The organism is Phaeospirillum tilakii, from assembly GCF_042683125.1.
GTDB classification, from domain to species: domain Bacteria; phylum Pseudomonadota; class Alphaproteobacteria; order Rhodospirillales; family Magnetospirillaceae; genus Phaeospirillum; species Phaeospirillum tilakii.
This window is the reverse complement of record NZ_JBHUIY010000048.1, coordinates 1-23,096: the sequence shown is the minus strand read 5'-3', so window position 1 is coordinate 23,096 and position 23,096 is coordinate 1. Positions and strand designations below refer to the sequence as shown.

Sequence of the window (23,096 nt, the reverse complement as noted above, 5' to 3'; positions counted from 1 at the left end):
ACCTCTACGCCGTGGTCCGGCGCACCATCAACGGCGTCGCCCGCCGCTTCGTCGAGCGGCTGGCGACGCGGCGGATCGAGACCATCGCCGACGCCGCCTTCCTCGACGCCCATCTGGTCTATGACGGGGCGGCGGCGACGGTGATCTCCGGCCTCGACCACCTCGCCGGGGCCACCGTGGGGGTGCTGGCCGACGGCAATGTCTTGGGCGACCTCACCGTCTCGGCCGCCGGCACCCTGACCCTCGACCGCGCCGCCGCCCATGTCGTCGCCGGCCTGCGCTATGACCAACAGAGCTGGATCGAGACGCTCGACATCGATCTGGGCCAGGTCCAGGGCCTCGGCACGGTGCAGGGCCGCCGCCTGTCGGTGCCGCGCCTGACCGTCCGGGTCGAGGCCTCGCGCGAGTTCCGGGCCGGCCCCGATCTCGACCACCTGACCCTGACCAAGGTCGCGTTGGGCAGCTATGGCGCCACCCCCGATCTGATCACCGGCGACGTCGACATCACCCTGGCCGCGACCTGGACCGGCCATGGCCGCGTCGTGCTGCAACCCAACGGCCCGGTGCCGCTGACCGTGCTCGCCATCAGCCCCGACATCGTGATCGGCGGATAACGCCATGTCCCACCACATCGTCCCGGCGACGGAGCCCCTGCTCCGCGCGATCGCCCCCCGTCTGCGCGCGGCGGACCGCCGCGAGGTCGAGACGCTCGGCTTCACCCCCGAGCGCGGCCTGCTCGACTCGTTCCACCGCTCGACCTGGGCGCGGGTGGCGCTGACGCCCTCGGGCCGGCCGATCGCCGCCTGGGGCCTGGGGCTGATCTCGACCCTCGGCGGGATCGGCGGGCCGTGGATGCTGTCCACCCCGCTGATCGAGCGCGACCGCCGCGCCTTCCTGCGCGAAAGCCGGCGGCAGGTGGCCGAGATGCACCAGCTTTGCCCGGTGCTGCGGGGGGAGACCGATGCCCGCTATCGCGGCGCGGTGCGCTGGCTGGGCTGGTTGGGCTTTTCCTTCGGCGCGCCGGTCGAGATCGGGGGCGTGCCGTTCCTGCCGTTCGAGAGGGTCGATCATGGCTGAGCCGTTTGTGATCTGGTCGGTTGGCCGCAGTGGGACGCGATGGGCCGCGACGTTTCTGTCGGCCGGGCCGTGGGTCTGCTGCCACGACCTATCCCTGCGGTGCAGCTCGGTGGCCGACCTCGAGCGCGTGCTGGGCGTGCCCCGCACCGGCACCGCCGAAACCGGCATGCTGATCCTGGCGCCGTTGATTCGGCGGCTGCTCCCACGCGCCCGGTTCGTGGTGATCCGCCGGCCGGTCGATGAGGTGCGGGCGAGCTTTGCCGCCTGCGGCCCGGCCTGGGAGATGCCGGACGGCCTGCTGGAGGCGCAGCGCGACCTGCTGGACGGCATCGCGGCCATGCCGGGCACCCTGGTGGTCGATTATGCCAACCTCACCCAGGAGGACACCTGCCGCGCGATCTGGGGGCATTGCCTGGACATCCCCTGGGATGCGGAGCGGTGGGCGGCGCTGGCCGGCCAGAACATCCAGATCGACATGGCGGCCCGCGCCCGCGAGTGCGACAGCCGCTTGGCCCAGATCCGGGCGCTCGCCTCGGACATCGCCGACATGAGCCGGCCGGTCGAGGTCCGCGACACGTCGTGGAATGAGGCGGTCAAGGGCGGCCTCGTCGAGCTTGGCGCCCGGCATTGGGCCGAGGCCGGCACCCCCGGCGACCCCTACGACCCGAACATCGCCCTGCTGGAGCATCTGGCCGGGGCCGGCGCGCTCCAGATCACCGGGGCGTGGGCCGGGCGGCATCTCGTCGGCTACCTGTTCTTCCTGCTGAGCCCGTCGTTCAACGGCCATTCCCTGGAGGCGACCCGGGGCGCGGTCTACCTCCGCCCCGGCTGGCGCGGGCCGGCGGGGATCCGGCTGTACCGGACGGCGCTCGACGGCCTGCGCGCTCGAGGCGTCGCCCGCGCCCACCTGCGGGCCGGCATCCGGGGTGCCGGCGACCGGCAGGCGACGATGATTCGGCGCCTGGGTGGGCAGCCGGACGGCGAGCTGTTCACCATCGATTTGCGGGGGGCCTGATCATGGGATGGATCGCAGTCGGCGTCGCCACCGTCGCCACCATCGCCCAGACCACCATGTCGGCGATGCAGGCCAGTGCGCAGGCTGACGCGCAGGAGAAGCAGTATCGCTATCAGGCCGATCAGGCCCGGGCGAACGCCAGCTTCATGGAGCAGAACGCGAAGGCCACCGAGGATGCGGGCCGGTCCGCCGAACAGCGGCAGCGGGTCATCAACAACCAGCAGCTGGGGCAGATGCGCGCCCAGGCCGGCGCCAGCGGGCTCGATGTCGGGTCCGACACCCTGGTGGACAGCTTTGCGACGCAATCGGCGATGGGTGAGGTGGACGCGCTGAACGTCCGCAACAACTACCAGCGCGAGGCCAATCAGTATTGGCAGCAGAAGGCCAACTACGACAGCCAAGCGAACTGGTACGACAGCGCGGCGAGCAAGGTTGACCCGACCATGGAGATCGCCGGGATTGCTGCGGGTGGGCTCGGGAAGGTGGCCTCGTCGTGGACATCTTTCTTTGGCTCGCCAAGCAGCGCATCCGAAACGAGCAATCTTTTCGGCAATGCCTCCACCACCTTCGGAGCGCCGGCTTCCAGCACCGATATTTCCGGCCTGACCCTGAAGCCGTCAAACTTCTCGCTGAGGGTTCGTTAAGCCATGCCCCCTCGTCTGCTCGTCCCCCAGGTCCAGGCCACCGCCGCCCCGCTGCCGGCCTCGAACTTCGTCCCGCCGGCCGCCGCGTTCGGTGGTAGCGGGGGCGGGGAGAAGCTTGCCCAGGGGTTCGGGCAACTGGCCGACGCCGGGGCCAAGATCGCCCAGGCCGAAAGGCTGGAGCAGCAGCGGCAGGATATGGAAGAGGCAAAATCCTGGCTGGCGAAAGCCTCGACCCAGGCCGACCTGAGCTTCCACCAGAAGCTGCTCGACGCCGAAAATTCGCCCGATGCCGGCCAGCCGGATTTCGTCACGAAGACGGCGGCCTGGCTGCCCGAATGGAAGGCCCAGCAGCTGGAGACCGCGCCCAACGACATGGCGCGGCGGGCTGGAGAGGCGGCCCTCGACCACCTTGCCGCCACCTACACCAAGGGCCTGATGGATATCGGCGCGCGGGGCACCAAGGTTCGCCTCGCCGCCGATTACGACACCTCGGCCAACAACGCCGCCCAGGCGATGGCGATGACGCTCAAGCCGGGGGCGACCGACGACGAGACGCTGGCCAACCTCGATCGGGCGGTTTCCTCCACCCTGCTGTCCCTCGACAATCTGGCCCCGACCGACACCCCGGAGGCGCGGCAGAAGCGCCACGACGCCACCCTGGGAGTGCTGCGCCAGAGCGCGTTCAACCAGTTGCTCCAGACCAACCCCGACCTCGCCAAGCGGCTTGCCGACACCGCGACCGGAGGCGGCCAGGGTGTCCCGGGGGCAGCGGCGCCGGCCGCCGACGGTCAAGCCGCCCCCGATGGATTTGGCCGGGCGGTGGCCTTCACGCTCCAGCACGAGGGCGGCTACGCCCCGGCGGACAGCAACGGCGCGCCGGTCAATTTCGGCATCAACCAGGAAGCCAATCCCGACATCGACGTGAAGGGGCTGACCAAGGATCAGGCGACCGGGATCTACCGCAAGCGGTATTGGGACGCGATCAACGGCGACGCGCTGGCGCGCCAGAATCCGGCGCTGGCGATGGCCGCCTTCGACACGGCGGCGATGGCCGGAGCCGCGCAGACTCGCACCCTGCTGGCCCGATCGGGCGGCGACGTGAACGCCTTCATGGGCGAGCGCGACCGGTTCCTGGCCGGGCTGGCGGCCAAGGACCCGGAGAAATACGCCCCCTATGTCGATGCCTGGAAACGCCGTGGCGACGACCTTCGGAACGAGATCAGCGGGCTTCCGACCTCTGGCCCGGGTGTGAACGGCCCCGGCCTGCCGGTCGATCTGTCCAAGGCAAAGGCGCTGCTTGACGGCATGGCCCCGGGGGATCTGGTCAAGCTCGGCGGCTTGGCGGAAAAGGCGCTCCAGCAGCGCGCGGGGGAGCAGCAGACCGCCCTGCGGCAGGCGACGATCGACGCGGAAGCGCAGGCCCGGGCCGGGGTGATGCCCGATGGCCCGGTCAGGTCCCAGGCCGAATTCGACGCGGCGTGGCGCGGGGATCCCCTCACCGCGGCGAGAGAGGGCGAGCGGTACCGGCTGGCGATCGACACGGCGCGGACGGTGCAGGGCTATCAGAACCTGCCCACCGCCGCCCTGCTGCCGGTGGTGCAGGCCGAGATCCGGCCCGGGGCCGATGCGGTCGAGATCGCCACCGCCCAGGTGCAGCAGCGCGCGGCGGCGGCGGTGATCGCGGCCCGGGAGAAGGATCCGTGGGGCGTCGCCATCCGGAACGGCGAGTTCGGGGCGCAGCCGGTCAACCCGGCCTCGGCCGACTTCCCGGCGCAGGTGGCGCAGCGAGCGGCGGCGCTGCCGGCGATGATGGAAAAATACGGGGTGCCGGCGAAGATCCTGTCCGAGGACGAGGCCAAGGTGGCGGCGGCCCAGTACCACGCCCTGACCCCCGATCAGAAGACGGATTCGCTCGACCGGCTGGGACAGGCCCTGCCCAATCGCGGCGCGTTCGTGTCGCTGCTCGGTCAGATCGCCCCGGACAGTCCGGTAACGCGGCTGGCCGGCGGGATGCTGGCCTATCCCGGGCAGCGGGACGTGGCGACCACGCTCCTGAAGGGCGATGCGATGATGAACCCGACCACGGCCGACAAGCAGCAGGACGGCAAGGGAACGGCGCTGCCGTTGCCGACCGACGAGAGCTTCAAGAAGGCGATCCTGGCCGAGGTGGGGCCGGCGTTCATCGGTCAGGGCAACGCGGCGTCGAATCGGTTTGAAACCGCATTCCAGGGGATCCGGGCCTACTATGCCGCCCGGGCGTTCGAGACGGGAAAAATCAACGCGGACAAGGCGGTTCCGCCCGACAGCGATCTGTTGCGCGAGGCGGTCAAGGGCGTGACAGGCGGCGTCTACAAGTGGTCCGACCACGCCACCTTCGTCCCGCTGGGCATGACCGAAAGCCAGTTCGAGGCCCAGCTTCAGCCGCGCGTTCAAGCGGCGCTGGACGCTTCCGGGCGCGGAGACACGTCGTGGCGGCTTTATGACTTGATCGAGACTGAAAACGGGAAATATCAACTGGCGATCAAGGGAAGGTTCCTCCCCGGTGCCATGGTCGATTTCGCCGGACCGGTGCCGAGCCAGCCCTCCCCGACCGTTGCGGCATCCCCCACCCTGCCGCCGGCCGCCGCCCCAGGAACCCCGCCAGCCCCCGCCGCCGCGTCGCCCTGGTCGATGGAAGACGTTCGCGCCGGTATTCACGACGCGCTCGGCCGCAAGCTGTCGGGAATCGATGTCACGCCCGAACCGCCCCGACCTTCCAAGAAGCTGGAGATCCCGGTGGAGTTGGTGGACAGCGGGAACCCATTCCATCCGACCTTCCGCCTGAAGCGTGACGAAGGGGATAAGAAACAATGAGCGCCCTCAGTTCCCCGGACGACATCGCGAACGCACTGTCTGCGGAGCGAACCAACCCGCTCGACCCGAAAGACCCCGCCGCCTACCCGGGGTTCTTCGACGAGTGGTGGCGCGGGCCGGATCGTGGGCTGAATGCCGGCTTCCACGCCTTCCAGAACGCGATGGACCAGACCGTGGACGTGGTGGCGCTGCCGGTCGCCCGGGGCATCGACAACGCGCTGGGGACCGGCATCGCCCCGGCGCTCGAAGCGGAGACGGCGGACGCCAAGCGCGCGGCCCTGGAAACGAACGCGCTTGGGGCCACCACCATGGGGACCGGCGGCAGCATCCTGAAGGGCGTATCCAAGGTGCTGACCGAGGCGGTCCCGGGCATGGCGGCGGGGCCGTTCGGCGTGGTGGCGACGGTCGGCGGCTCCGAGGGCCTCGGCACCTATGACGAGATGGTCGCGCACGGGGTGGACGACAGCACTGCCCGGAAGCTGGGCCTCGCCACCGGCGCCGCCGCCGGCCTGGGAACGCTGATGCCGGTGACCTGGGGCTTGCGGGGAATCGTGCCGAACCTCACCGCCTCGGCGGCGGCGAACGCCGGCCTGGGGGCGGCGGGCCGGTATGCGAACAGCACCATCCTGGCCGGGGCCGGCTATGCCGGCATGGCCGAGCAATACCGGGTGTGGGACGGCGAGGCGCTGGCGACCGACGCCATCCTGGGTGCGGCGTTTACCGGCTACCATCAATGGCGCGTCGGCCGGGTCGAGCCGTCCCCCGCCGCCGTCGATGACGCGCTGGCGATTCGCGAGGCCCGGCACGCCGACACCGACACGGCCCCGGGGCTGCCGGCCACGCCCGAAGCGCTGGCGGCGCACCTCGACGCCCTGGCCGAGATCGAGCGGGCGGTGGTCGAGGGGCGGGAGCCGAACTTCGACGGCACCGGGATCCATGATGTCGAATTCGTCCGCGATCCGGTGCGCGAGGCGCAGCGGGCCGAACTGGCGGCGGCAGTGGCGCGGGAGATCGAGCCGGCGCCGCGTCCCGAGGTGGCCCCTTCCCCCGCCGAAGACGGCCGCCGGGTCGCGGCGGACATCCGCGACAAGCTGGTCGCCGCCGGGCGCTCCCCGGAGGAGGCCGAGGCCGGGGGCGCCCTGTGGGGGGCCTTCTTCCGCACCCTCGGCGAGCGGGGCGGGTTCGATGCCTGGGAATCCTATCGCGCCGTGAACCTGGAGGTGCGCCGGGGCGAAGGGGATAATATTGCCATCTCGTGGGAGCAGGCCTCTCCCTTTCGGCGATTCGATATCGCCAGAAGCGAAGCGCTTTTCAATCGCCACCTTGACGCCGTTCTGAAGAATGAACGGGGGCGAAATGTACTCAACCTTGGCCGCACGCCTCCGGTTCTTCAGGAATTAGGGCTCTCTTCTGCCGACATCGCTTTGTCGAAGTCCGTCATTGACAAGGCGATTGCGAGCCGCAACGCCTCATCCTCGACCGCAGGTAAGCACAATACCAAGATTGGTCCGGATCACATCGCTGATCTGGTCCGCGCCATTGCCGACCCCATTGCCGTCTTTGCTGACGATAGCGATCGGCATGGACCGGGGCGCGTGGTGGTCATCACCGACATGGATGGGAAAAGCGGCGATCCGGTTGCCGTGGTGGTTGGCCCGCGCGGTCAGCTCGGCGATGGGGCGGGCAACATGGTGCCCACAATCCATGAGCGGACGCATCCGATGGGGCCGTTGCTTTATGTGAGGAGCGCGGAGGATATCCCTCGCCTGCCACAGTCCTGGACAAAGTCACCAGGGGGTACAGGGTCTTCGGGTGCCTCCGCAGAGCCAACAGTACTCACCAAGGCGGATATCGTCAACAAACATGGCAGCGTCTTCTATCAACTCGATGGCGGCCCGCGCGCCAACGTCTCGATCATCGATGGGAAGACGCTGGTCCGGCTGTTCGAGACGGCGGACGCATCGTCCTTCATGCATGAATCCGCCCACATCTGGCTGGAGATGCTGAACCGGGCCGGGGAGACCGACCGCCCCGGCGCGAGGGCTCTGTGGGATGACGTGCGCGCCGCCCTGGGTATCAAGGAGGGCGAGGCGATCACCCGGGAGCAGCACGAGGCCTTCGCCGAAGGGTTCGAGGCCTACCTGCGCGACGGCAAGGCCCCGACGCCGGCCCTGGCCGATGTGTTCGCCCGGTTCAAGGCCTGGCTGCGCGCGGTCTACGAGGATCTGACCCGGCTGGGCGGACCGGTGCCGGAAGGGCTGCGCCGCGTCTATGACCGGATGCTGGCGACGGATGCGGAGATCGCCGCCGCCCATGGCGCCGACGCCGGCCCCCAGCCGCTGGAACTGCTGGCCGCCCAGCAGGCGCTGGCGGAACGACCCGACCTGACCATCGGCATCGGCGATGCGGACGCGGCCCCGGCGCGCGAGGTGCTGGCCCGCCATGACGCCGAGATCGCCCAGGCAACCGAGCTGTCCCGCCTGATCGAAACGGCGGCAGCCTGCGCATTGAGGGCATGACCATGAAGGACAAATGCAAGCAGGCGGTGGCTCTGGCCGCCGGCCGGGCGCTGTCGGACCGGGAACTCGGCCTGATCGAGGACCACCTGAAGGGGGCGATGAAGCGGGTCTATCTGGAGAACCCGAAGGCCGCCGCCGGGATGGCCCCCTCCGACCTGTATGCGAAGGCCGTGGCGCAGGCGCGGAAGGAAATCGTGCAGGAGGCGGTGGAAGCGAAAATCCGCAGCGCCCAGAACATCGCCAAGGCGGCGGCGAACCTCGATTACGTCAACGGCCATGCCCCGGCCGCCGCGGTCAAGTCGCTCTACAACCTGCTCACCATGCGAGCGTCGCTCGACAAGTCCGGCCGGCAATCGGTCGAGAGCCGGCAGGAAGCGATGGGACGGGATGCCTGGGGAAAGATGCCGGCCCTCGGCGCGATCCTGAAGGAGGAACAACGCCTCGCCAGCCCGTTCCTCGACGAACTGTTCGGCCGAGCCAGCGGCGACCCGCTGGCAAAGAAGGCGGCGGCGGAATGGAATGCGGCGATCGACGATATGCACGCCGCCGCCAAGCTGGCTGGGATGCCGATCGGCAAGCTCGACAACTGGCGGCTCCCGCAGCGGCAGTCGTCCTACAAGGTCGCGGCCAACCGGGACGCCTGGGTCGAAGACCACATGGGGTGGGTTGATCGCCAGATCTACCGGAACCCCGACGGCACCATGTTCACCGACGAGCAGATGCGCGAGTTCCTGGGCAAGGCGGCGGACACCATCGCCACCGACGGCGCGGCGAAGGACAGCAACGGGGGCGGCGGGTTCAGCACGTCGCGCCGATCCTATCAGAAGGAACGCCAGATCCATTTCAGGGACGCTGACAGCTGGCGGGCCGCGCAGGCGAAGTACGGCGACAAGACGGTGGCGCAACTGCTGGCGAACCACACGGTCGCGTTCTCGCGCGACATCGCCCTGACCGAAGCGTTCGGGTCGGATTACCGGGGGGCGTTCCAGGAACTGCTGCGGCAGGCCACCCTGCGCGCCAAGGATAAGGCCACGGCCCGGGAGAGCCTGGAGCGGATCGACCACGATGCCGGCGTCGCCCGGCGCTATTTCGACGCGCTGGTCGGCGACAGCGGACACACCTCGCCCGAGGGAGCCGCCTGGGCCCGGCGGTTCGACATCATCCGCAACGCGGTGACCTTCGCCACCATGGGCGGGGCCGGGCCGAACTCGATGCCGGACATGGCCGGGTTCAGCATGATCGCCCGGCTGTCGAACCTGCCCGAAATCCAGTTGTGGCTGAAGACCATGCGGAACTTCCTGTCGCCCCGGAGCGCGGCCGACAAGGCGCTTGCCACCCGGATCGGCCTCGGCGTCCAGACCATCCTGGAGGATGTCCGGCGCTATGTCCGCGACGACCCGGTGATGAATTTCAGCGCCAAGGCGGCGAACTTCACCGTGGTCGCCGGCCTGCTGCACCGGTTCGAGGAAGGCAAGGCGATGGCGGTGGCGTCGGTGATGCATGACGCCATCGGGGCGTTAACCCGCCGGCACGAATGGGACGCGCTGCCCAAGGGCGACCGGCTGATCTTCGAGAGCAGCGGCGTGGACAAGGCGACCTGGGATCTGTGGCGCGCGGCCGATCTGGAGCGCGGCGACGACGGGTCGAGGACGATCCTGCTGCCGGCCCACCTCTATGACTTGCCGGACACGGCGGTTGACGCGGCGATCGCGCCGAAGCTCCGGCAGTTGCAGGACCTGGGCGGCGAGGCGGTGTCGCGGCTGACGGCCCAGTCCGATCGGGAGCGCGACTGGATGGCCGGCCGCGCGGCCAAGCTGGAGGCCTATGCGGACAAGCTGGCGGCGACGCTCGACGCCTACCGCGCCACCCGGGAGAAGGCCCTCGGGAAACTGGGCGCCGACACCGACGCGCGCATCGACCTGATCGAGGCGCAGATGGAGCGCCTGAGAGCCGAGAAGGACATCGCCGCCTATCTCGCCACCAAGGATGCGCAGGGCCGCCAGCTACGGCTATTGGAGCAGGTGGAAGACGGCGCGTCGGTCGGGCGCGGAACAGTTCAAGAGCGGGTCCATCCCGACCGGCGGCCCGACGCGGTGGTGACGAACTGGGCAAAGACCCCGGGCGTCGGCGAGCAATCGGCGGCTTCGATCGAGCGCTTCAGCCGGCGGCGCGGTGCGATCGGCGAAGACCTTGGCGCCCGGCTGGCAAAGGCCGAGCGGCGAATCAAGGATGCCGAGAAGCGGGTGAAGGAGGCGGAAGAGCTCGCCGCCGGCGAAATCGACGACAAGCGGCGCGACCTGAACGGGCGGCTGGCCGCCAGGATCCACGACCTCGACGTTTTCAGCAGGGAGATGAGGGACCGGATCGTCCGGCGCAACGAACTGGCGGCCGAGTGGCGGCGGCAGATCGGCGACCGCATCGATTCCCTGCGCGACGAGGCCCGGCGCGACGCGGCGCTGAAGCTGTCCGGCGTGGTCGGCCGGGAGATGAAAATCGCCTCGGGATCGCCCGGGATCGAGCGGCGGGTTGACCTGGGGCTCGACATCAACCGCACGGGCCTGATGTCGGAAATCAGCCGGTCGATGCTGTTTCTGAAGGCCACCCCGATGTCGATCCTGCACAATTACTGGCAGCGGTCGGCCTCGATGGGCGAGATCACCAACCCGGCGCTGCTGCGCGCCCGGTACTTCGTCACGGCGGCGGTGCTGGGCGTCATGGTGATGAACCTGAAAAACCTGTTGGTCGGCCAGGACGCCTTCAACCCGCTCGACCTGGAGCAGGAGAAGTACGCCCCCAAGCTGATCAAGTCCGTCCTGTCCGGCGGCGGCTTCGGCGTCTATGGCGACATGCTGCTTCAGGACCCGAGCGGATCGAAGAACACCCACAGCATGTCCGGCCTGATCGGGGGGCCGATCATCGGCACCGCCGACGACGTGATGACGCTCTACCAGGATGCGGCGCATTGGGCGGTCGGCGGCAAGGCGGACATCGGCGGCGACACCGTTCGCTTCGCCAAGCGCCACCTGACCCCGAACATCTTCTACGCCAAGGCCCTGCTGGACCATTACATCTTCCAGCAGCTTCAGGAGATGTTCTCCCCCGGCTACAACGCCCGCGCCCAGGCCCGGATGGAGAAGGGCACCGGGACCAAATACTGGTGGGACTTCGGCAAGACCGAGCCGAAGCGCGCGCCGGAGTTCGCGCGGTGACGGGCGCTCAGCGGCCCGCGCACTCAGCGGTCGGCCAGGACGACAGCCACCAGAAGGGCTTCCGGGAAAAGCAGCACCGCAGCGAACCCGAGCGCCTTCCGCCACCGAGAGGCACGGGGATCGGATGTCGAGGAATAGAGCTTGACCGCCCCAACGGCCAAAAGGATGAACACCGCCTGACCGGCGATGAGCCACACCAGGGGCAGCGCGTGGTGGCTGATGAACGCCACCGGGTCGGCGTGGTCGAGATAGTATCCGAAATCGCCCAGAAGCTTCTCGAAGAACCCCGGGTAAGCCGACGGGTCGTTGGGGGCGAGCGGGTTGGTTCTCTCTGCCGACAGGGCGTTTGCGACATCGTCCGGGGAACTGAGGGCGCTCATTTTGACCTCGTGCAAATCTCAGCCCCGCTCCGGCGGGGCCTCTTGCTGGGATCAGTGCAACAGCTTGACGGCAGCGATGATGAGCGCGGTCTGGGCGACGATGGTGCCGAACATCCATTTGATGATGTCGGCCTTCGCCTCGGAGACCGTGGTCTTGATCTCGGCCTTCAGTTCGGTCTTCGCCTCGACCAGATCGGCCTTGGTCGCCATGTCGCCAACCAGCGCCCGGGACAGAACGCGGGCGAACCCCTCGGCCTGCTGCTGGTCAAGGCCGGCCTCGTCGCGGAGCGCGGAGGCCAGGGCCAGGGTGTCGAACGGAACCACGTTGGTCATGACGCCCCCTTATCAACAAAGTCCGATATATCAGATACGGATATCCCGTCTAGCCTTCCAACAACTCCATCAATTAAACCCGATTGGAGAAGTTCAAATGCGGCATTTCTGAACGTCTTAACCTCGCTCTCCTTCATCTTATCCATATGGGTGAGTGCGAGTGCCAGCCCAAGCGCCGCGACCTTGTCAATAACTTCTCTATCAAGGCCGGCGACTACCAGCCGACGAATTGCCTCTGCCCGCGAGGGAATGTCGGGCTGGCGGCGGCGCCACTCGTCGATAAGCCCCAGAAAGGCGGGCGACACCCTCATATTAAATTTGTCGGTCTTTTCCACGCACAATATCCCACGCCAACCATGTGCGCACATTACTCTTGACGGCTGCGCCGCGCAAGATTACGGTCAGTGTGCGCACATGAGGTGCATTACCCCAGAGAGGGGCAAGATGAAGAAGGACGACAGATTTGCCATGCGCGTCGATGGGGCTTTTGTTTCCCGTCTTGACGAATGGCGTGGCGCAAGACGCCCCATCCCTTCAAGGGCTGAGGCCGTCCGGCACCTGATTGAAAAGGGTCTGGAGGCTGAGGCTGTCGAGGCCGAGGGGCGCGATGGTGGTGGGGAACAGCTTGCCGGCTAACCCCACCACCGGAGCGACGAGTTTTTCAACCCGATCCCGACCGCGTGTTGCAACCACCGGCCAGGGGATCATCCAGCAACGAGGATGCTGAAATGACCACGAATGATATGACCGTCCTGGGGACGGAAAGCAAGGAATTGGCTATCGCTCCCGTCGAGGGAGAGCCCAGAATCCTCGACACCGATCTGGCCGAGGTGCTGGGGTATGCCCAGCCTCGCGACATCCGCCAGCTGATAGCGCGGCACCGTACCGCGCTTTCCGAACTGGATGCCGTGGCGACCTCCGAGGTTGTTGTGGGGAAAGGCCAGCGTACCACCGCCACCTACCTGACCAAGAAGCAGTCCCTCTTCATCATCACCAAGGCCGAAACCGCCACCGCCATTGAGACGACCATCAAAGTCATCGAGAGGTTCGATGCCTACGAGCGGGGGATGATCAGTAATGCCCCGGCTCGTGATCCGATGGACATGCTGCGCGACCCGGCGGCGATGCGGGGCCTGCTGCTGACCTATTCGGAAAAGGTGCTGGAACTGGAAGCCGCCGTTGCCACCCAGGCCCCGAAGGTCGAGGCCTTCGACCGGATCGCCGCTGCCGAAGGCTCGATGTGTGTCACCGACGCGGCGAAGGATTTGCAGGTGCGGCCGAAGGACCTGTTCAACTGGATGTCGGGGAGCCGCTGGATCTACCAGCGTCCGGGCAAAGCCGGATATCTGGCCTACCAGGACAAGATCCAGGCCGGCTACCTGGAGCACAAGGTGACGACGGTTTCCCGCTCGGACGGGTCGGAGAAGGTGGTTGAGGCGGTGCGGATCACCGCTCGCGGCCTCGCCAAGCTGGCCCAAAAGGTCCCCGGCGCCCGCCGGCCCGGACCGTCCACTCAGGCGGCGGAGTGATGACCATGAACGCACTCACCCGCCGCTCTCTGCTGGCCGGGGCCGCTGCCGCCACGGTCTGCGGAACCGCCGCCGTCTCGGCTACCGGGCCGCACCCAGACGCCGAACTGATCGCCACCTATGCCGAGTTCGTGGCCTGCGACATCGGCATCACCAGCACGGTGAACGATGACGAATCCGACGAACAGAGGGACGCCCGCTTCGACAGGTGGGTCGAGCTGATGGACGACATCGTTGCAAGGAAAGCTTCGACCACGGCCGGCTTGGCGGTTCTTGCCCTCGCCGCGTTGAAAGAAGGCGGTGCCTTCGAAATTCCTGGGGTGGCCTGGGACGGCTACAGCAAGCCCCGGGGAATCGAAAGCGGCGATCGAGCCCACCGTATCCTCTGGAACATCGTCGAGAGCGCTCGGGCGATGACCGCCTACTGAATCTTCCAAGGGTGTCGGTTAAAGCGACGCCCTTCCCCTCCCCCACGGCCGCCCCTCACCGGGCGGCCTTTCTTGTTGAGGTGCCCATGACCCTCGCCACCACCACCTCCTCCGTGTCCTATGTCGGCAACGGCGTCACCACCACCTTCGATTTCGGCTTCGAGATCCCGGCCGGCGCGCTGGTGGTGACGCTGACCGAGACCGACGCGGTCACCATCCTCGACGCCTCGGCCTACAGCGCGACCGGCCTCGGCAGCAGCGCGGGCGGCAGCGTCACTCTCAAGGCCGCCCCCACCAGCGGCCAGACCGTCACCCTGCGCCGGGTGCTGACCCCGACCCAATCGGTGGCGCTGGTCACCGGCGCCGCGATCTATGCCGACGTGCTGGAAGCCGCGCTCGACCGCGCCGCGATGGTCGATCAGCAATTGCAGGAGCAGATCGACCGCGCCGTGCTGGTACCGGTCGGTTCCGACGTCGATCCCGGCGCCTATCTCACCACCTGCACCACGGCGGCAGCCAACGCCGCCGCCAGCGCCGGCACGGCCACTGCCGCCGCGACCGGGGCCGCCGCCAGCGCCAGCGCCGCCACCACCGCCGCGACCGCCGCCCAGCAGGCGGTGGGCGGCGCGCGGGTCAGCCCCACCGACACCACCCCCGCCCCCCTGTCGACCAAGCTCGGCGTCGCCGGGCTGGTGACCAAGGCGATCACCAACCCCGGCGCGGCCGAGGGACTGACCCTGTCGGTTCCCATCGCCACCCAGGCCGAGGCCGAAGCGGGCACGGCCGCCGACAAGGCGATGACGCCGATTCGCACCGCCCAGGCGATCGCGGCGCAGGCCCTATCGTCGTTCCGCAACCTGCTGATCAACACCGACTTCGCCGACCCGGTCAACCAGCGCGTCTACGTCAGCGGCGCCCCCACCACCGCCGCCAACCAGTACACCCTCGACCGCTGGCGGGTGGTGACCAGCGGACAGGCGCTGGTCTGGACCGGGGGGGCGTTGACCGCCCCCGCCGGTGGGCTCGAACAGGTGGTCGAGGGGAAGATGATCCCGCGCAGCGGCACCTACGTGCTGTCCTGGACCGGCACCGCCACCGCCACCGTCGATGGCGTCGCCGTCGCCAATGGCGGCACCGTCGCCTTGACCAAGGGCACCAACGCCACCGTCCGCTTTTCGGGCGGCACCGTTCAGTATCCGCAACTGGAGCGGGGAAGCCGGGCGACCGCCTGGGAGGCGCTGCCCTACGACGTCACATTGGCGCGATGCTGGCGGTACTACGAGATCGTTCCGTTTGGCGGGAGGTATTGGGGTACAGGCATCTCCACGGCAATCTACGAGGCGGCGCCGTTCAAAGTCCCAAAGCGGGTGACGCCCACGATAACGCTTCCTTCCGCCACGAATGCCATTTGGAACGCCACCGGCGGCGGGGCGACCCCTACGACTTGGACGGCTGGGGCGACGGACTCTGTTGCTACTATTTCGGCGTCATACAGCGCCGCCTTTGCCGGAATCGCCCTCAACGTCTTGAGCGCGAATGCGGAGTTGTAAGCCATGGCCCTCTATCGCCTGACCACCACCACCGAACCCTGCGTCGTGATCCGCGAGGGCGACGGCGCCTGTATCCCGCCCGATCCGGCCAATGGCGATTACGCCGCCTATCTCGCCTGGGTCGCCGCTGGCGGCGTGCCCGACCCCGCGCCCGCCGCCGCCGCCAACGCCGCGTTGCTGGCCCAGCTCGACGCGCTCGACGCCAAGAGCGTGCGGCCGCTGCGGGCGGTGCTGGCCGGTACCGGCACCGATGAGGACCGCGCCAAACTGGCCGCGATCGAGGCCCAGGCCGCCGCCCTGCGCGGCCAGCTCACCAGCTGATCGGCCAAGGACATCTCGCCCATTCCCGGCCGCCGCGTGCGGCCTTTTTCGTGTCTGAAAGGAGCCGCCATGCCGGCCGAAGACAGAGTTCCGGCGGGGGCGGCGACCCTTGCCACCTCCGCCCCCCTGTGGGCCTGGGGCCTCGACCAAGTCAACCAGATCCTGACCACCGTGTCCCTGCTGCTCGGGATCGCATTCCTGCTGTGGCAGTGGATCCGCGCCGCTCGCCAGAACAAGCCGATGGAGGACTGATCACCATGACCACCACCTACGACCCCGCCGCCCTGCGCGCCGACCTGATCCGCGACGAAAGCCTGCGCCTCAAGCCCTACCGCTGCCCCGCCGGCAAGCTGACCATCGGCATCGGCCGCAATCTCGATGATGTCGGCATCAGCCGGGAAGAGGCCGAAACCCTGCTCGACCACGACATCGCCGCGCTCGCCGCCGATTTCGACCGGGCGCTGCCGTGGTGGCGCGGCCTGTCCGAGGCCCGCCAGCGGGCATTGGTCAACATGGGGATCAATCTCGGCCTGCCCCGGCTGCTCGGCTTCAAGCGGATGCTGGCGGCGCTGGAGCGGGGCGAATTCGCCACCGCCGCCGCCGAGGCGCTCGACAGCCCGTGGGCCGGTCAGGTCGGCGCCCGCGCCCAGCGCATCGCCGCGCTGATCCGGCAGGGGTGACGCAACCGGATCCGAAAACCGCCCCGATCTGTCAACCACGCCGCCCGGCATCCCGCCCGGCGGCTTTTTTGCGCCCGGAGGACACCATGCCCCGCATCATCATCATGACCCTGATCGCCGCCGGTCTGCTTGCCGGCTGCACCGACGCCCAGGTCGCCAAGCTCAAGACCGTCGCCACGGCGGCCTGCAAGGTGGACGCGGTCGCGCAGCCGATCGCCGTGACCGTCGGCACCGACATCGCCAACCTGTCGGGCTATGCCGACGAGGCCGCGCTGGCCGCCGCGATCGATGCCCGGGCCCACACCGCCATCCAGCAGGCCTGCGCCTCCCTCGGCGGCACCGTCGCGGGCGAGGTGACCACCTCGACCGCCGCCGCGACGGACTGACGGCCATGCCCTCCTACCTCTCCGCCCGGCTGCCGGAGCGCACCTCCCAAGGGGCCTATGTCGCGGCGATCACCGCTTTCGCCACGGTCGCCAGCAACCCGGCGGCGTGGCGGGAGGGCTGCCTCGAACTCTGGCTCACGCTGGTCTGGCCGATGGCCGGCGCCCTGCTCGCCTTCCTGTTCCCGGAGGCGCATCCCCCTTTTCCTCCGGGGCGGTCGGATGGTCCGCCCGCCCCTCCTTCCAAGGAGACACCCTGATGCCCGTGCTGATTCCCAACAACGAACCCCGCCGGATCCCGCTGACCTTCGCCGCCAAGGATGGATCGGCCGCCGCCCCGCCCGCCGCCCTGACCTTCGCCAGCGCCGCCGGTCTGGTCGAGGTGGCCTATGCCGACGGGGCGCTGACCATCACCCCGGGCGGCGGGGTCGGCAGCGACACCATCACCGCCGCCGGGCTGGCCGGCAGCTTGCAGATCACCCTGACCGCGCCGGCCGCCTCGGTCAGCTTCGGCGAGCCGGTCGCCGCCGGCTGAGGTCGGTTTTCGAGGCCGGCTCCGGGAGGTTGGGGCCGGCCTCTGTCGCTTCGGAGAAGGATGTGCTCCCCGGCACAGATGAACCAAAAAAGCCAAAACCGACCTATGCAGATTGGTTCGTTTGGGGTGTTTGGCACAACATTTGGGGCCGTTGGTTCAAATGGCCTCTATATGCCAGGGAATGCAGTCTTCACACGGGTGGGGTCGTAGGTTCAATCCCTACATCGCCCACCATCTCTTCTTCTCCTCGGATGCCGGGACACAGGCATCTCCCCACCACATCGTTTTGGTCTCGCGCTGTCGCGGGGCTGCCGCCCCAGCCCCGCCCGGAGGCTGACGCCTCCGGACCTCCGCTTGTTTCACGGGTTATACCGGCGAGTCGATGAAATGACCTTCTCGCTGATCCGACTTATGACCCGCCCCCTCTGTTTCCAACCCTGGGGCAGGAAGGTCATGTGTGGACGGCCCCTGCGTTGCAAGGAGATTTTTGCGCGATCACGCCCCGGTCGGGTGCAGTCATGTGTCCGGCCTGTTTGTGCGGCACTGTGACCGCTGGCCATGATGTGGACACCTCCGGAAACCGGCCTTGAACGGCACCGCATGTCACTGGCTGCTTGAGCGCGTTGTGATCGGCGCTGCGATCACTGATTTTCCGGGTCGGGTGGTATGAAGCGGGTGACGAGCCCCCAGGATCGGCGCCCCCCCCTGGGAGGGCGCCCGGTCGGGCGCCGATCAGGCGAATTCGGCCTGACGGTCGAGCCAGGACCAGCACTTCATGTTGTAGGCCATGTTGGCGAGCGTGATCGCTACCCTGGCGCGGGCAAGGCCGATGGTCCGGATGACCAGTCCCATCCGACCCTTCATCTCGGCGAAGACATGCTCGACCCGGGAACGGATCCTGGATTTCACCGCGTTGGCCCTGGCGGTCGCCCGAGGCATCGGTTTGCCCTTCGGCTTCTTGCGGTGGATGCGACTGGCCTTGCCGGCTTCGGCGAGGAACGCCTCGTTGGCCTCGGAGCGGTAAGCGCTGTCGGCCCACACTTCGGAGGCGGTATTGGCCGGATCGATCAGCCCCTCGCGCAGTCGGGCGCCATCGGCTGCGGCCGCATCGGTGACGAGCGCGCGGCGGATGATCCCGCGTTTGCGGTCGATCGAGACGTGGTTCTTGTAACCGAAATGAGGGATGGCGATGTCGCCCTGGGGCGTGCCGTCCTCCCTGACCTTGCCCTTGGAAAATTTCACCGTCCAGCGGGCATCGCGATCCTTCTGCCGCAGCTTGGCCGGCTTGTCCCGCCAGTCCTCGGGAACCTTGCCCTCCTTGATCGCCTGTTTCTCGGCCTCGGTATTGCGTTGGCGCGGCGCCGAAACCAACGTCGCATCAACGATCTGCCCCGACATCGGCATATAGCCCGCCTCGCTGATCGCCCGATCGAGCCGCTGGAACAGATCGTCAAACGCACCGGCTGCAATCAGCGCCTCGCGGAAGTCCCACAGAGTGTTGGCATCCGGCACCGCATCGCCCGGCCCCAGGCCGCAGAACCGCATCCAGCTCAGCCGGTCGCGCACCAGATACGTCGTCCGACCCAGCGCCAGACCGTGCAGCGACTGCAACACCAGCATTTTGAATTTCAAAACCGCGTCGAAGCCGGACCGACCGCCCTTCGCGGGCGCGCTCCGTCGCCGGACCGCACACTCCAGGATCGGCCGGAACACCTCGAAATCCACCGTCTTCGACAGCGTCTCCAGCGGATCGCCCTCCGCCGAAAGTTCGGCCAGACGACGCTCGACATCCCAGAACCCGATCTGAACCGCCATCGTCTCCCCCAATAGCCGATCGCCTATGGAATCACGAACCAGACCCGGACGCCAGTTTCCGGAGGTGTCCAAATGGTGTGTTTCGACAACCACCATCTTGGCGCATTGCAACGCCGGTGAGCAGGGGCCGCCCACCCCATCATTTCATAGGATGGTCGGTATTCGTCTTCGATACTGAAATCACCAATGGGATTGGATGGCACCACATCTGCCGGGCAATCTCAGATGAGGAGCGAAAGGAACAACCGCTTGTTCGTGGAGCCCGTACCATGTCTGTCCTGAATTATGATCCCGCCTTTCAATTCATCACGACCGACCCCACCATCGTCTGAGCGCATCAACAAGCGGCCGTCAAGAAAGGAATTCATCACAGATTTGCCAGGAGAAGTACCTCCATCCTTCCGTCAAACGCGGTCTTGTTCCCCGCACCCCTGCGGGCTGCCTGATGCTTTGCCACGCAAATTGCCTTTATGGTATTTTATTTTGGAATCCTATCGTTGCCCTCTTGAAGCTCTGGGACTAAAATTCGTCAAATTGGCAGAATTACGATACGCGCTTGGCACAATCACCATTGTTTTAGAGAAAAAAATGACCATAAATGTTGAAGATAAAAATCAATTTGTGAAAATACTCGCCGCCGAGATAATAAAAAGTTACAAAATAGACGGCAGAAACAAAGCAAAAGTTAATTTTTTCATAGGCGCGGGCTGTTCTGTGACGGCAGGAATGCCATTGGCAAATGATGTAGCCAAAAAAGGCATTAATTTGTTATATGAATACGAAAATCAAACTGATCAAGAAAAAGATTCTACCGAAAATTCCATAGAAGAAAAGCTAAAATTACTTATAGAACAAGGAAAAATTAACAAAAAAAGCAACGGCGGTGGATTGTTAATAAAAAATGATATTGTCAATTGGGGCAACGTCTACGAAGAATTATTTTCAAACGGCTACAAATCACCAAATCAGTCACGAAATTTTTTTTCTAAATTGGTAGAAGAATCTGGCGGTGCGATTAATTGGTCGCATATCTGCCTTGGGCAACTTGCTTATGAAAAGTTATTATCAACAGTCATCACAACCAATTTTGACAGGCTTGTTGTTCGCGGGATGGTGTATGCTGGAGTTGTCTCGCTAGTTTGCGATGACATGCAAAACATCAACAAAATCACCGAAAATCAAGATGTTCCACAAGTTATAGAGGTGCATGGGTCATATTTTTCATATAATTTGGCAAATAAAAATGCCGATATTAAAAATAAATGGAAAATTTTTTCCGGATGTTTCGAATCAATATACAAATCGTCAGACGCTTTAATTTTCATTGGATTTAGCGGTTCAGACAAATCAATCATGAAATTTATATGCGAAGCAAGCGAAAAGTATCAAGATGTACCGATATACTGGGTATTTTATGAAAAAGAATGGAGAGAAGTTGGCGGTAGAGTGAAAAATTTTCTTTCAAAGAAGAAAATTCAAGCCAACCTTGTTTACAACTACAGTTCGGACGATTTCTTTTCAGACCTAATGCGCGAGCTAAAAATTGAAAAGCTTCCGCTCATTTCTTACCAAAAAGATAAAATTGAAAGGCAAATGCGTCTTTTGGGTATATCAGATATAATAAACAAAGACATATCTCACAAAATAAAGCTCGGATCGGCACTTTTTAATGAAATTGGCGAACTTGCCTCAGCATCTCCATTCTCGAAAAAACAAGAAGATGCTGCCGAGCAAATAAAAATACTAAGAAATGATTGTAAATTGACCGAGGCATACAACATATCAGTCCAGTACTGCGATATATATGGAGATGATATATTTCAAGATGCTAAATCAATTAGCTTGAAATTAGCAAATGAGATAGGAATTAGCATTCTAAGCTATGGATCACTACTTCATAGCGAAAAAGATATTTCATATGCCGGCAGGATTTACGCGAACTTACTTAGCTCACATTCACCAGAATTTTCAGAAATATATGAAATTACAACTTACCTTGGTGAGGCGGAATATCTTTTGACGGAGAGACATAGAAGGCCCATCAATCATGATAATCTAGATCTTCTTAATAAATATGAAAAAACCTTAGACAGCTTCATCGAAAAAGCCACATCAGATATAGATCGGGTTTTATTGCAGGGTAAATATTCTAAATTATTGATTTTTCTTAGCACACTTTATCACAGAAAAGGACGCGAAGAAAAATCTCTCATACTTGAGAATGAAGCGAAAGATAAAGCTTCTGTATTTAAAAAATATAACAATCTAAAAAAAGAAAATAATGGTATTTGGGGGTACCTAAATTATAATTACTACTATATAATATCTCTTTCCCGGGACGTGAGCGATCAGGAGAAAAAAAATGCATGCGCCGCTTACAAAAACGCCATGTCCTCAGCACAATTTATGGAAGAGATGCCGATTCTTTGGATTGATGGTTGCAGAAATTTTGAGCAAACAGCATTAAAATTTAGCTTTTTTGACAAAAAAGAGCAAGTTCTAGAGGAAACTGTTATATTTCTCCGCAAAGCTTTACATCATAAAATCTGCATAAACATCCCATCTTTATATTCAGAGATGCAATTTTTAACAGGAGACGCACTTCTTAGGCTTGGAAAAATTCAAAATAACGCCGGCAAATTTGAAGAATCAATATTTTTATTGGAGTCATATGTTAAAATCCGGAGCAGCGGTCTAGGAGAAATCTTCAAGAATATAAACAGAAATAAAATTATCGCATTTTATGATATCGCAAGCGCCTACTACCATTACGGGATGATTGTAAATGATGCAGCAAAATTAAACCACTCAATTAAGGTGTACTGGCAGATAATAAAAAATGCAAAATTTCATGATTATCTAGACCCGTTATCGAAAAATTACTTGGGAAATAAAGCAGATGCTGCAATTTACCATGGCTTCTGCCTGGCAATAAATAATTACGTTACACTAAAAAGATCACCAATCAATTTTCATGACGGGGAACTCGATGAAATTTTCTTCAGGGCAATCAATATGCTTGAAAAAATAAACGACAAAGATCAGGCCGAAATCTTAAGATCAATTCATTCAAGACTCAGAGGAATTCAGATGGTATTTAAGTGAATGTTTTTTCATTTCTATGTTCGTTGGATTAATTCATATTTTTGAGTTAAGCATAGATAAGATGTATTGTGCAAATATTTGCTGCCAGGGCAGCAACCCGAGTGAGCCGCCCGCTACAAACAGATTCTTATACTGCCAGGCCGACGAACTGACCCGTTGGGTCAGTTCAGCCCGAGATCCTCGTCTTCCCTCAGGGCGAAGGCATCCGAGATGATCTGTTCGACCGCCTCAACCTCGGCATCGCTCAAGGCTTCGACGTCACTCTTGCGGCGCTTCCCGGCCAGCTTTCCGTGATTTTGGCGGACCACCGCGATCAGGTTGCCCAGCATGTTCTCCGGCATATCGATCATATCCTGGATCCGCCGCCGGGCCTCGTCATAGGCGGCCAGGTAATCAATCTCGCGGGGCAGGTCGCGGGTGATCGTCTGGACCACGCATTCGTAGAGGAAAGTGGCGAGGTCCGTGTAGTCGCCGAAGCGATAGAGGTCGGCGGTGTCATTGAGCACCTCGACATTCTGCCTGGGCGTCGGGCGCCACTCGATGAAGGGCATCAAGGGCCCGGTGAACCGGCGCAGCGTCTCGCCGTAATCCTCAGAGCCCGACTCGAAACTCTATGAATTGAAACAATACCTTGCGAGACGCCTGGTTGTGAGGCGGATATGGGCGACGTTGATCCATGCTTCGGCGGAGGCGATGGATTTTTCCCAGTCCTTGGCCAAT

22 protein-coding genes and 2 pseudogenes are annotated in these 23,096 nt (G+C 63.8%); 18 read left to right on the top strand and 6 right to left on the bottom strand.

Annotated features, from left to right (window positions below):
* The 7 genes and pseudogenes from ACFSNB_RS16840 to ACFSNB_RS16810 form a co-directional block, all read left to right on the top strand.
* Positions 1–614: pseudogene (locus ACFSNB_RS16840) on the top strand (hypothetical protein); the annotation flags it as partial.
* A gap of 4 nt (positions 615–618) precedes the next feature.
* Entirely contained in the window at positions 619–1,077 is a 459-nt protein-coding gene (locus ACFSNB_RS16835) for a hypothetical protein (protein WP_377318687.1), read from the top strand.
* The gene (locus ACFSNB_RS16830; RefSeq protein ID WP_377318685.1) at positions 1,070–2,092 is read left to right on the top strand and encodes a hypothetical protein; all 1,023 of its coding nucleotides are present in this window, start codon (positions 1,070–1,072) and stop codon (positions 2,090–2,092) included. Before ACFSNB_RS16835 ends, ACFSNB_RS16830 begins: the two co-directional genes overlap by 8 nt.
* 2 nt (positions 2,093–2,094) lie before the next feature.
* Positions 2,095–2,736, top strand: a complete 642-nt coding sequence (locus ACFSNB_RS16825) for a virion core protein, T7 gp14 family (RefSeq protein WP_377318683.1) — start codon at positions 2,095–2,097, stop codon at positions 2,734–2,736.
* Positions 2,737–2,739: 3 nt separating this feature from the next.
* Positions 2,740–5,589, top strand: coding sequence for a glycosyl hydrolase 108 family protein (locus ACFSNB_RS16820; protein ID WP_377318681.1), 2,850 nt, complete (start codon positions 2,740–2,742; stop codon positions 5,587–5,589).
* Complete coding sequence (locus ACFSNB_RS16815) at positions 5,586–8,108, top strand: MuF-C-terminal domain-containing protein (RefSeq protein WP_377318680.1); 2,523 nt, start codon at positions 5,586–5,588, stop codon at positions 8,106–8,108. Before ACFSNB_RS16820 ends, ACFSNB_RS16815 begins: the two co-directional genes overlap by 4 nt.
* On the top strand, positions 8,105–11,317 hold the full coding sequence (locus ACFSNB_RS16810; protein WP_377318678.1) for a hypothetical protein: 3,213 nt from the start codon (positions 8,105–8,107) through the stop codon (positions 11,315–11,317). Before ACFSNB_RS16815 ends, ACFSNB_RS16810 begins: the two co-directional genes overlap by 4 nt.
* A gap of 23 nt (positions 11,318–11,340) precedes the next feature.
* Here the strand turns inward: ACFSNB_RS16810 and ACFSNB_RS16805 are convergent, their stop codons facing one another.
* The 3 genes from ACFSNB_RS16805 to ACFSNB_RS16795 are packed head-to-tail and all read right to left on the bottom strand — an operon-like array spanning position 11,341 to position 12,365.
* The gene (locus ACFSNB_RS16805; protein WP_377318676.1) at positions 11,341–11,697 is read right to left on the bottom strand and encodes a hypothetical protein; all 357 of its coding nucleotides are present in this window, start codon (positions 11,695–11,697) and stop codon (positions 11,341–11,343) included.
* A 51-nt stretch (positions 11,698–11,748) separates the two neighbouring features.
* The gene (locus ACFSNB_RS16800) at positions 11,749–12,030 is read right to left on the bottom strand and encodes a hypothetical protein (protein WP_377318674.1); all 282 of its coding nucleotides are present in this window, start codon (positions 12,028–12,030) and stop codon (positions 11,749–11,751) included.
* Positions 12,027–12,365 (bottom strand): hypothetical protein, encoded by a 339-nt coding sequence (locus ACFSNB_RS16795; RefSeq protein WP_377318673.1) that lies wholly within the window; start codon positions 12,363–12,365, stop codon positions 12,027–12,029. Before ACFSNB_RS16795 ends, ACFSNB_RS16800 begins: the two co-directional genes overlap by 4 nt.
* A gap of 109 nt (positions 12,366–12,474) precedes the next feature.
* On the opposite strand from ACFSNB_RS16795, the gene ACFSNB_RS16790 reads away from it, so the two are divergent.
* From ACFSNB_RS16790 to ACFSNB_RS16745, 10 genes are all read left to right on the top strand, one after another.
* Positions 12,475–12,666, top strand: a complete 192-nt coding sequence (locus ACFSNB_RS16790; RefSeq protein ID WP_377318671.1) for a hypothetical protein — start codon at positions 12,475–12,477, stop codon at positions 12,664–12,666.
* Between the two features lie 92 nt (positions 12,667–12,758).
* Positions 12,759–13,559, top strand: a complete 801-nt coding sequence (locus ACFSNB_RS16785; RefSeq protein WP_377318669.1) for a phage antirepressor KilAC domain-containing protein — start codon at positions 12,759–12,761, stop codon at positions 13,557–13,559.
* Positions 13,560–13,564: 5 nt separating this feature from the next.
* The gene (locus ACFSNB_RS16780; protein ID WP_377318667.1) at positions 13,565–13,987 is read left to right on the top strand and encodes a hypothetical protein; all 423 of its coding nucleotides are present in this window, start codon (positions 13,565–13,567) and stop codon (positions 13,985–13,987) included.
* An 86-nt stretch (positions 13,988–14,073) separates the two neighbouring features.
* Positions 14,074–15,537, top strand: a complete 1,464-nt coding sequence (locus ACFSNB_RS16775) for a hypothetical protein (protein WP_377318665.1) — start codon at positions 14,074–14,076, stop codon at positions 15,535–15,537.
* A 3-nt stretch (positions 15,538–15,540) separates the two neighbouring features.
* Positions 15,541–15,858: a hypothetical protein gene (locus ACFSNB_RS16770; protein ID WP_377318663.1), complete on the top strand. Its 318-nt coding sequence runs from the start codon at positions 15,541–15,543 to the stop codon at positions 15,856–15,858.
* 69 nt (positions 15,859–15,927) lie between these two features.
* Positions 15,928–16,110, top strand: a complete 183-nt coding sequence (locus tag ACFSNB_RS16765; protein ID WP_377318661.1) for a hypothetical protein — start codon at positions 15,928–15,930, stop codon at positions 16,108–16,110.
* Positions 16,111–16,115: 5 nt separating this feature from the next.
* Complete coding sequence (locus ACFSNB_RS16760) at positions 16,116–16,538, top strand: glycoside hydrolase family protein (protein WP_377318659.1); 423 nt, start codon at positions 16,116–16,118, stop codon at positions 16,536–16,538.
* 86 nt (positions 16,539–16,624) lie between these two features.
* Positions 16,625–16,924, top strand: coding sequence for a hypothetical protein (locus ACFSNB_RS16755; protein WP_377318657.1), 300 nt, complete (start codon positions 16,625–16,627; stop codon positions 16,922–16,924).
* Between the two features lie 5 nt (positions 16,925–16,929).
* Positions 16,930–17,181: a hypothetical protein gene (locus ACFSNB_RS16750; RefSeq protein ID WP_377318655.1), complete on the top strand. Its 252-nt coding sequence runs from the start codon at positions 16,930–16,932 to the stop codon at positions 17,179–17,181.
* Positions 17,181–17,456: a hypothetical protein gene (locus ACFSNB_RS16745; protein ID WP_377318653.1), complete on the top strand. Its 276-nt coding sequence runs from the start codon at positions 17,181–17,183 to the stop codon at positions 17,454–17,456. Before ACFSNB_RS16750 ends, ACFSNB_RS16745 begins: the two co-directional genes overlap by 1 nt.
* A gap of 732 nt (positions 17,457–18,188) precedes the next feature.
* On the opposite strand, the gene ACFSNB_RS16740 is transcribed toward ACFSNB_RS16745, so the two are convergent.
* A complete protein-coding gene (locus tag ACFSNB_RS16740) occupies positions 18,189–19,271 on the bottom strand; it encodes an IS5 family transposase (RefSeq protein WP_377318651.1) in 1,083 nt (360 codons plus the stop codon).
* Positions 19,272–19,754: 483 nt separating this feature from the next.
* Here ACFSNB_RS16740 and ACFSNB_RS16735 point away from each other — a divergent pair, with 483 nt between their 5' ends.
* Positions 19,755–22,376, top strand: coding sequence for an SIR2 family protein (locus ACFSNB_RS16735; protein ID WP_377318649.1), 2,622 nt, complete (start codon positions 19,755–19,757; stop codon positions 22,374–22,376).
* 161 nt (positions 22,377–22,537) lie between these two features.
* Here ACFSNB_RS16735 and ACFSNB_RS16730 read toward each other — a convergent pair whose 3' ends face one another.
* Both ACFSNB_RS16730 and ACFSNB_RS16725 read right to left on the bottom strand, forming a co-directional pair.
* Positions 22,538–22,927: a hypothetical protein gene (locus ACFSNB_RS16730; RefSeq protein ID WP_377318647.1), complete on the bottom strand. Its 390-nt coding sequence runs from the start codon at positions 22,925–22,927 to the stop codon at positions 22,538–22,540.
* A gap of 60 nt (positions 22,928–22,987) precedes the next feature.
* A pseudogene (locus tag ACFSNB_RS16725) lies at positions 22,988–23,096 on the bottom strand (IS5/IS1182 family transposase); the annotation flags it as partial.

What these genes read in the sequence shown, in the direction of transcription:
- ACFSNB_RS16740 (WP_377318651.1), bottom strand. Translation starts at nt 19,271, where the DNA reads ATGGCGGTTCAGATCGGGTTCTGGGATGTCGAGCGTCGTCTGGCCGAA.
- ACFSNB_RS16805 (WP_377318676.1), bottom strand. Translation starts at nt 11,697, where the DNA reads ATGAGCGCCCTCAGTTCCCCGGACGATGTCGCAAACGCCCTGTCGGCA.
- ACFSNB_RS16785 (WP_377318669.1), top strand. Translation starts at nt 12,759, where the DNA reads ATGACCACGAATGATATGACCGTCCTGGGGACGGAAAGCAAGGAATTG.
- ACFSNB_RS16765 (WP_377318661.1), top strand. Translation starts at nt 15,928, where the DNA reads ATGCCGGCCGAAGACAGAGTTCCGGCGGGGGCGGCGACCCTTGCCACC.
- ACFSNB_RS16800 (WP_377318674.1), bottom strand. Translation starts at nt 12,030, where the DNA reads ATGACCAACGTGGTTCCGTTCGACACCCTGGCCCTGGCCTCCGCGCTC.
- ACFSNB_RS16770 (WP_377318663.1), top strand. Translation starts at nt 15,541, where the DNA reads ATGGCCCTCTATCGCCTGACCACCACCACCGAACCCTGCGTCGTGATC.
- ACFSNB_RS16830 (WP_377318685.1), top strand. Translation starts at nt 1,070, where the DNA reads ATGGCTGAGCCGTTTGTGATCTGGTCGGTTGGCCGCAGTGGGACGCGA.
- ACFSNB_RS16780 (WP_377318667.1), top strand. Translation starts at nt 13,565, where the DNA reads ATGAACGCACTCACCCGCCGCTCTCTGCTGGCCGGGGCCGCTGCCGCC.
- ACFSNB_RS16835 (WP_377318687.1), top strand. Translation starts at nt 619, where the DNA reads ATGTCCCACCACATCGTCCCGGCGACGGAGCCCCTGCTCCGCGCGATC.
- ACFSNB_RS16790 (WP_377318671.1), top strand. Translation starts at nt 12,475, where the DNA reads ATGAAGAAGGACGACAGATTTGCCATGCGCGTCGATGGGGCTTTTGTT.
- ACFSNB_RS16825 (WP_377318683.1), top strand. Translation starts at nt 2,095, where the DNA reads ATGGGATGGATCGCAGTCGGCGTCGCCACCGTCGCCACCATCGCCCAG.
- ACFSNB_RS16810 (WP_377318678.1), top strand. Translation starts at nt 8,105, where the DNA reads ATGACCATGAAGGACAAATGCAAGCAGGCGGTGGCTCTGGCCGCCGGC.
- ACFSNB_RS16815 (WP_377318680.1), top strand. Translation starts at nt 5,586, where the DNA reads ATGAGCGCCCTCAGTTCCCCGGACGACATCGCGAACGCACTGTCTGCG.
- ACFSNB_RS16750 (WP_377318655.1), top strand. Translation starts at nt 16,930, where the DNA reads ATGCCCTCCTACCTCTCCGCCCGGCTGCCGGAGCGCACCTCCCAAGGG.
- ACFSNB_RS16745 (WP_377318653.1), top strand. Translation starts at nt 17,181, where the DNA reads ATGCCCGTGCTGATTCCCAACAACGAACCCCGCCGGATCCCGCTGACC.
- ACFSNB_RS16775 (WP_377318665.1), top strand. Translation starts at nt 14,074, where the DNA reads ATGACCCTCGCCACCACCACCTCCTCCGTGTCCTATGTCGGCAACGGC.
- ACFSNB_RS16760 (WP_377318659.1), top strand. Translation starts at nt 16,116, where the DNA reads ATGACCACCACCTACGACCCCGCCGCCCTGCGCGCCGACCTGATCCGC.
- ACFSNB_RS16755 (WP_377318657.1), top strand. Translation starts at nt 16,625, where the DNA reads ATGCCCCGCATCATCATCATGACCCTGATCGCCGCCGGTCTGCTTGCC.
- ACFSNB_RS16820 (WP_377318681.1), top strand. Translation starts at nt 2,740, where the DNA reads ATGCCCCCTCGTCTGCTCGTCCCCCAGGTCCAGGCCACCGCCGCCCCG.
- ACFSNB_RS16730 (WP_377318647.1), bottom strand. Translation starts at nt 22,927, where the DNA reads ATGCCCTTCATCGAGTGGCGCCCGACGCCCAGGCAGAATGTCGAGGTG.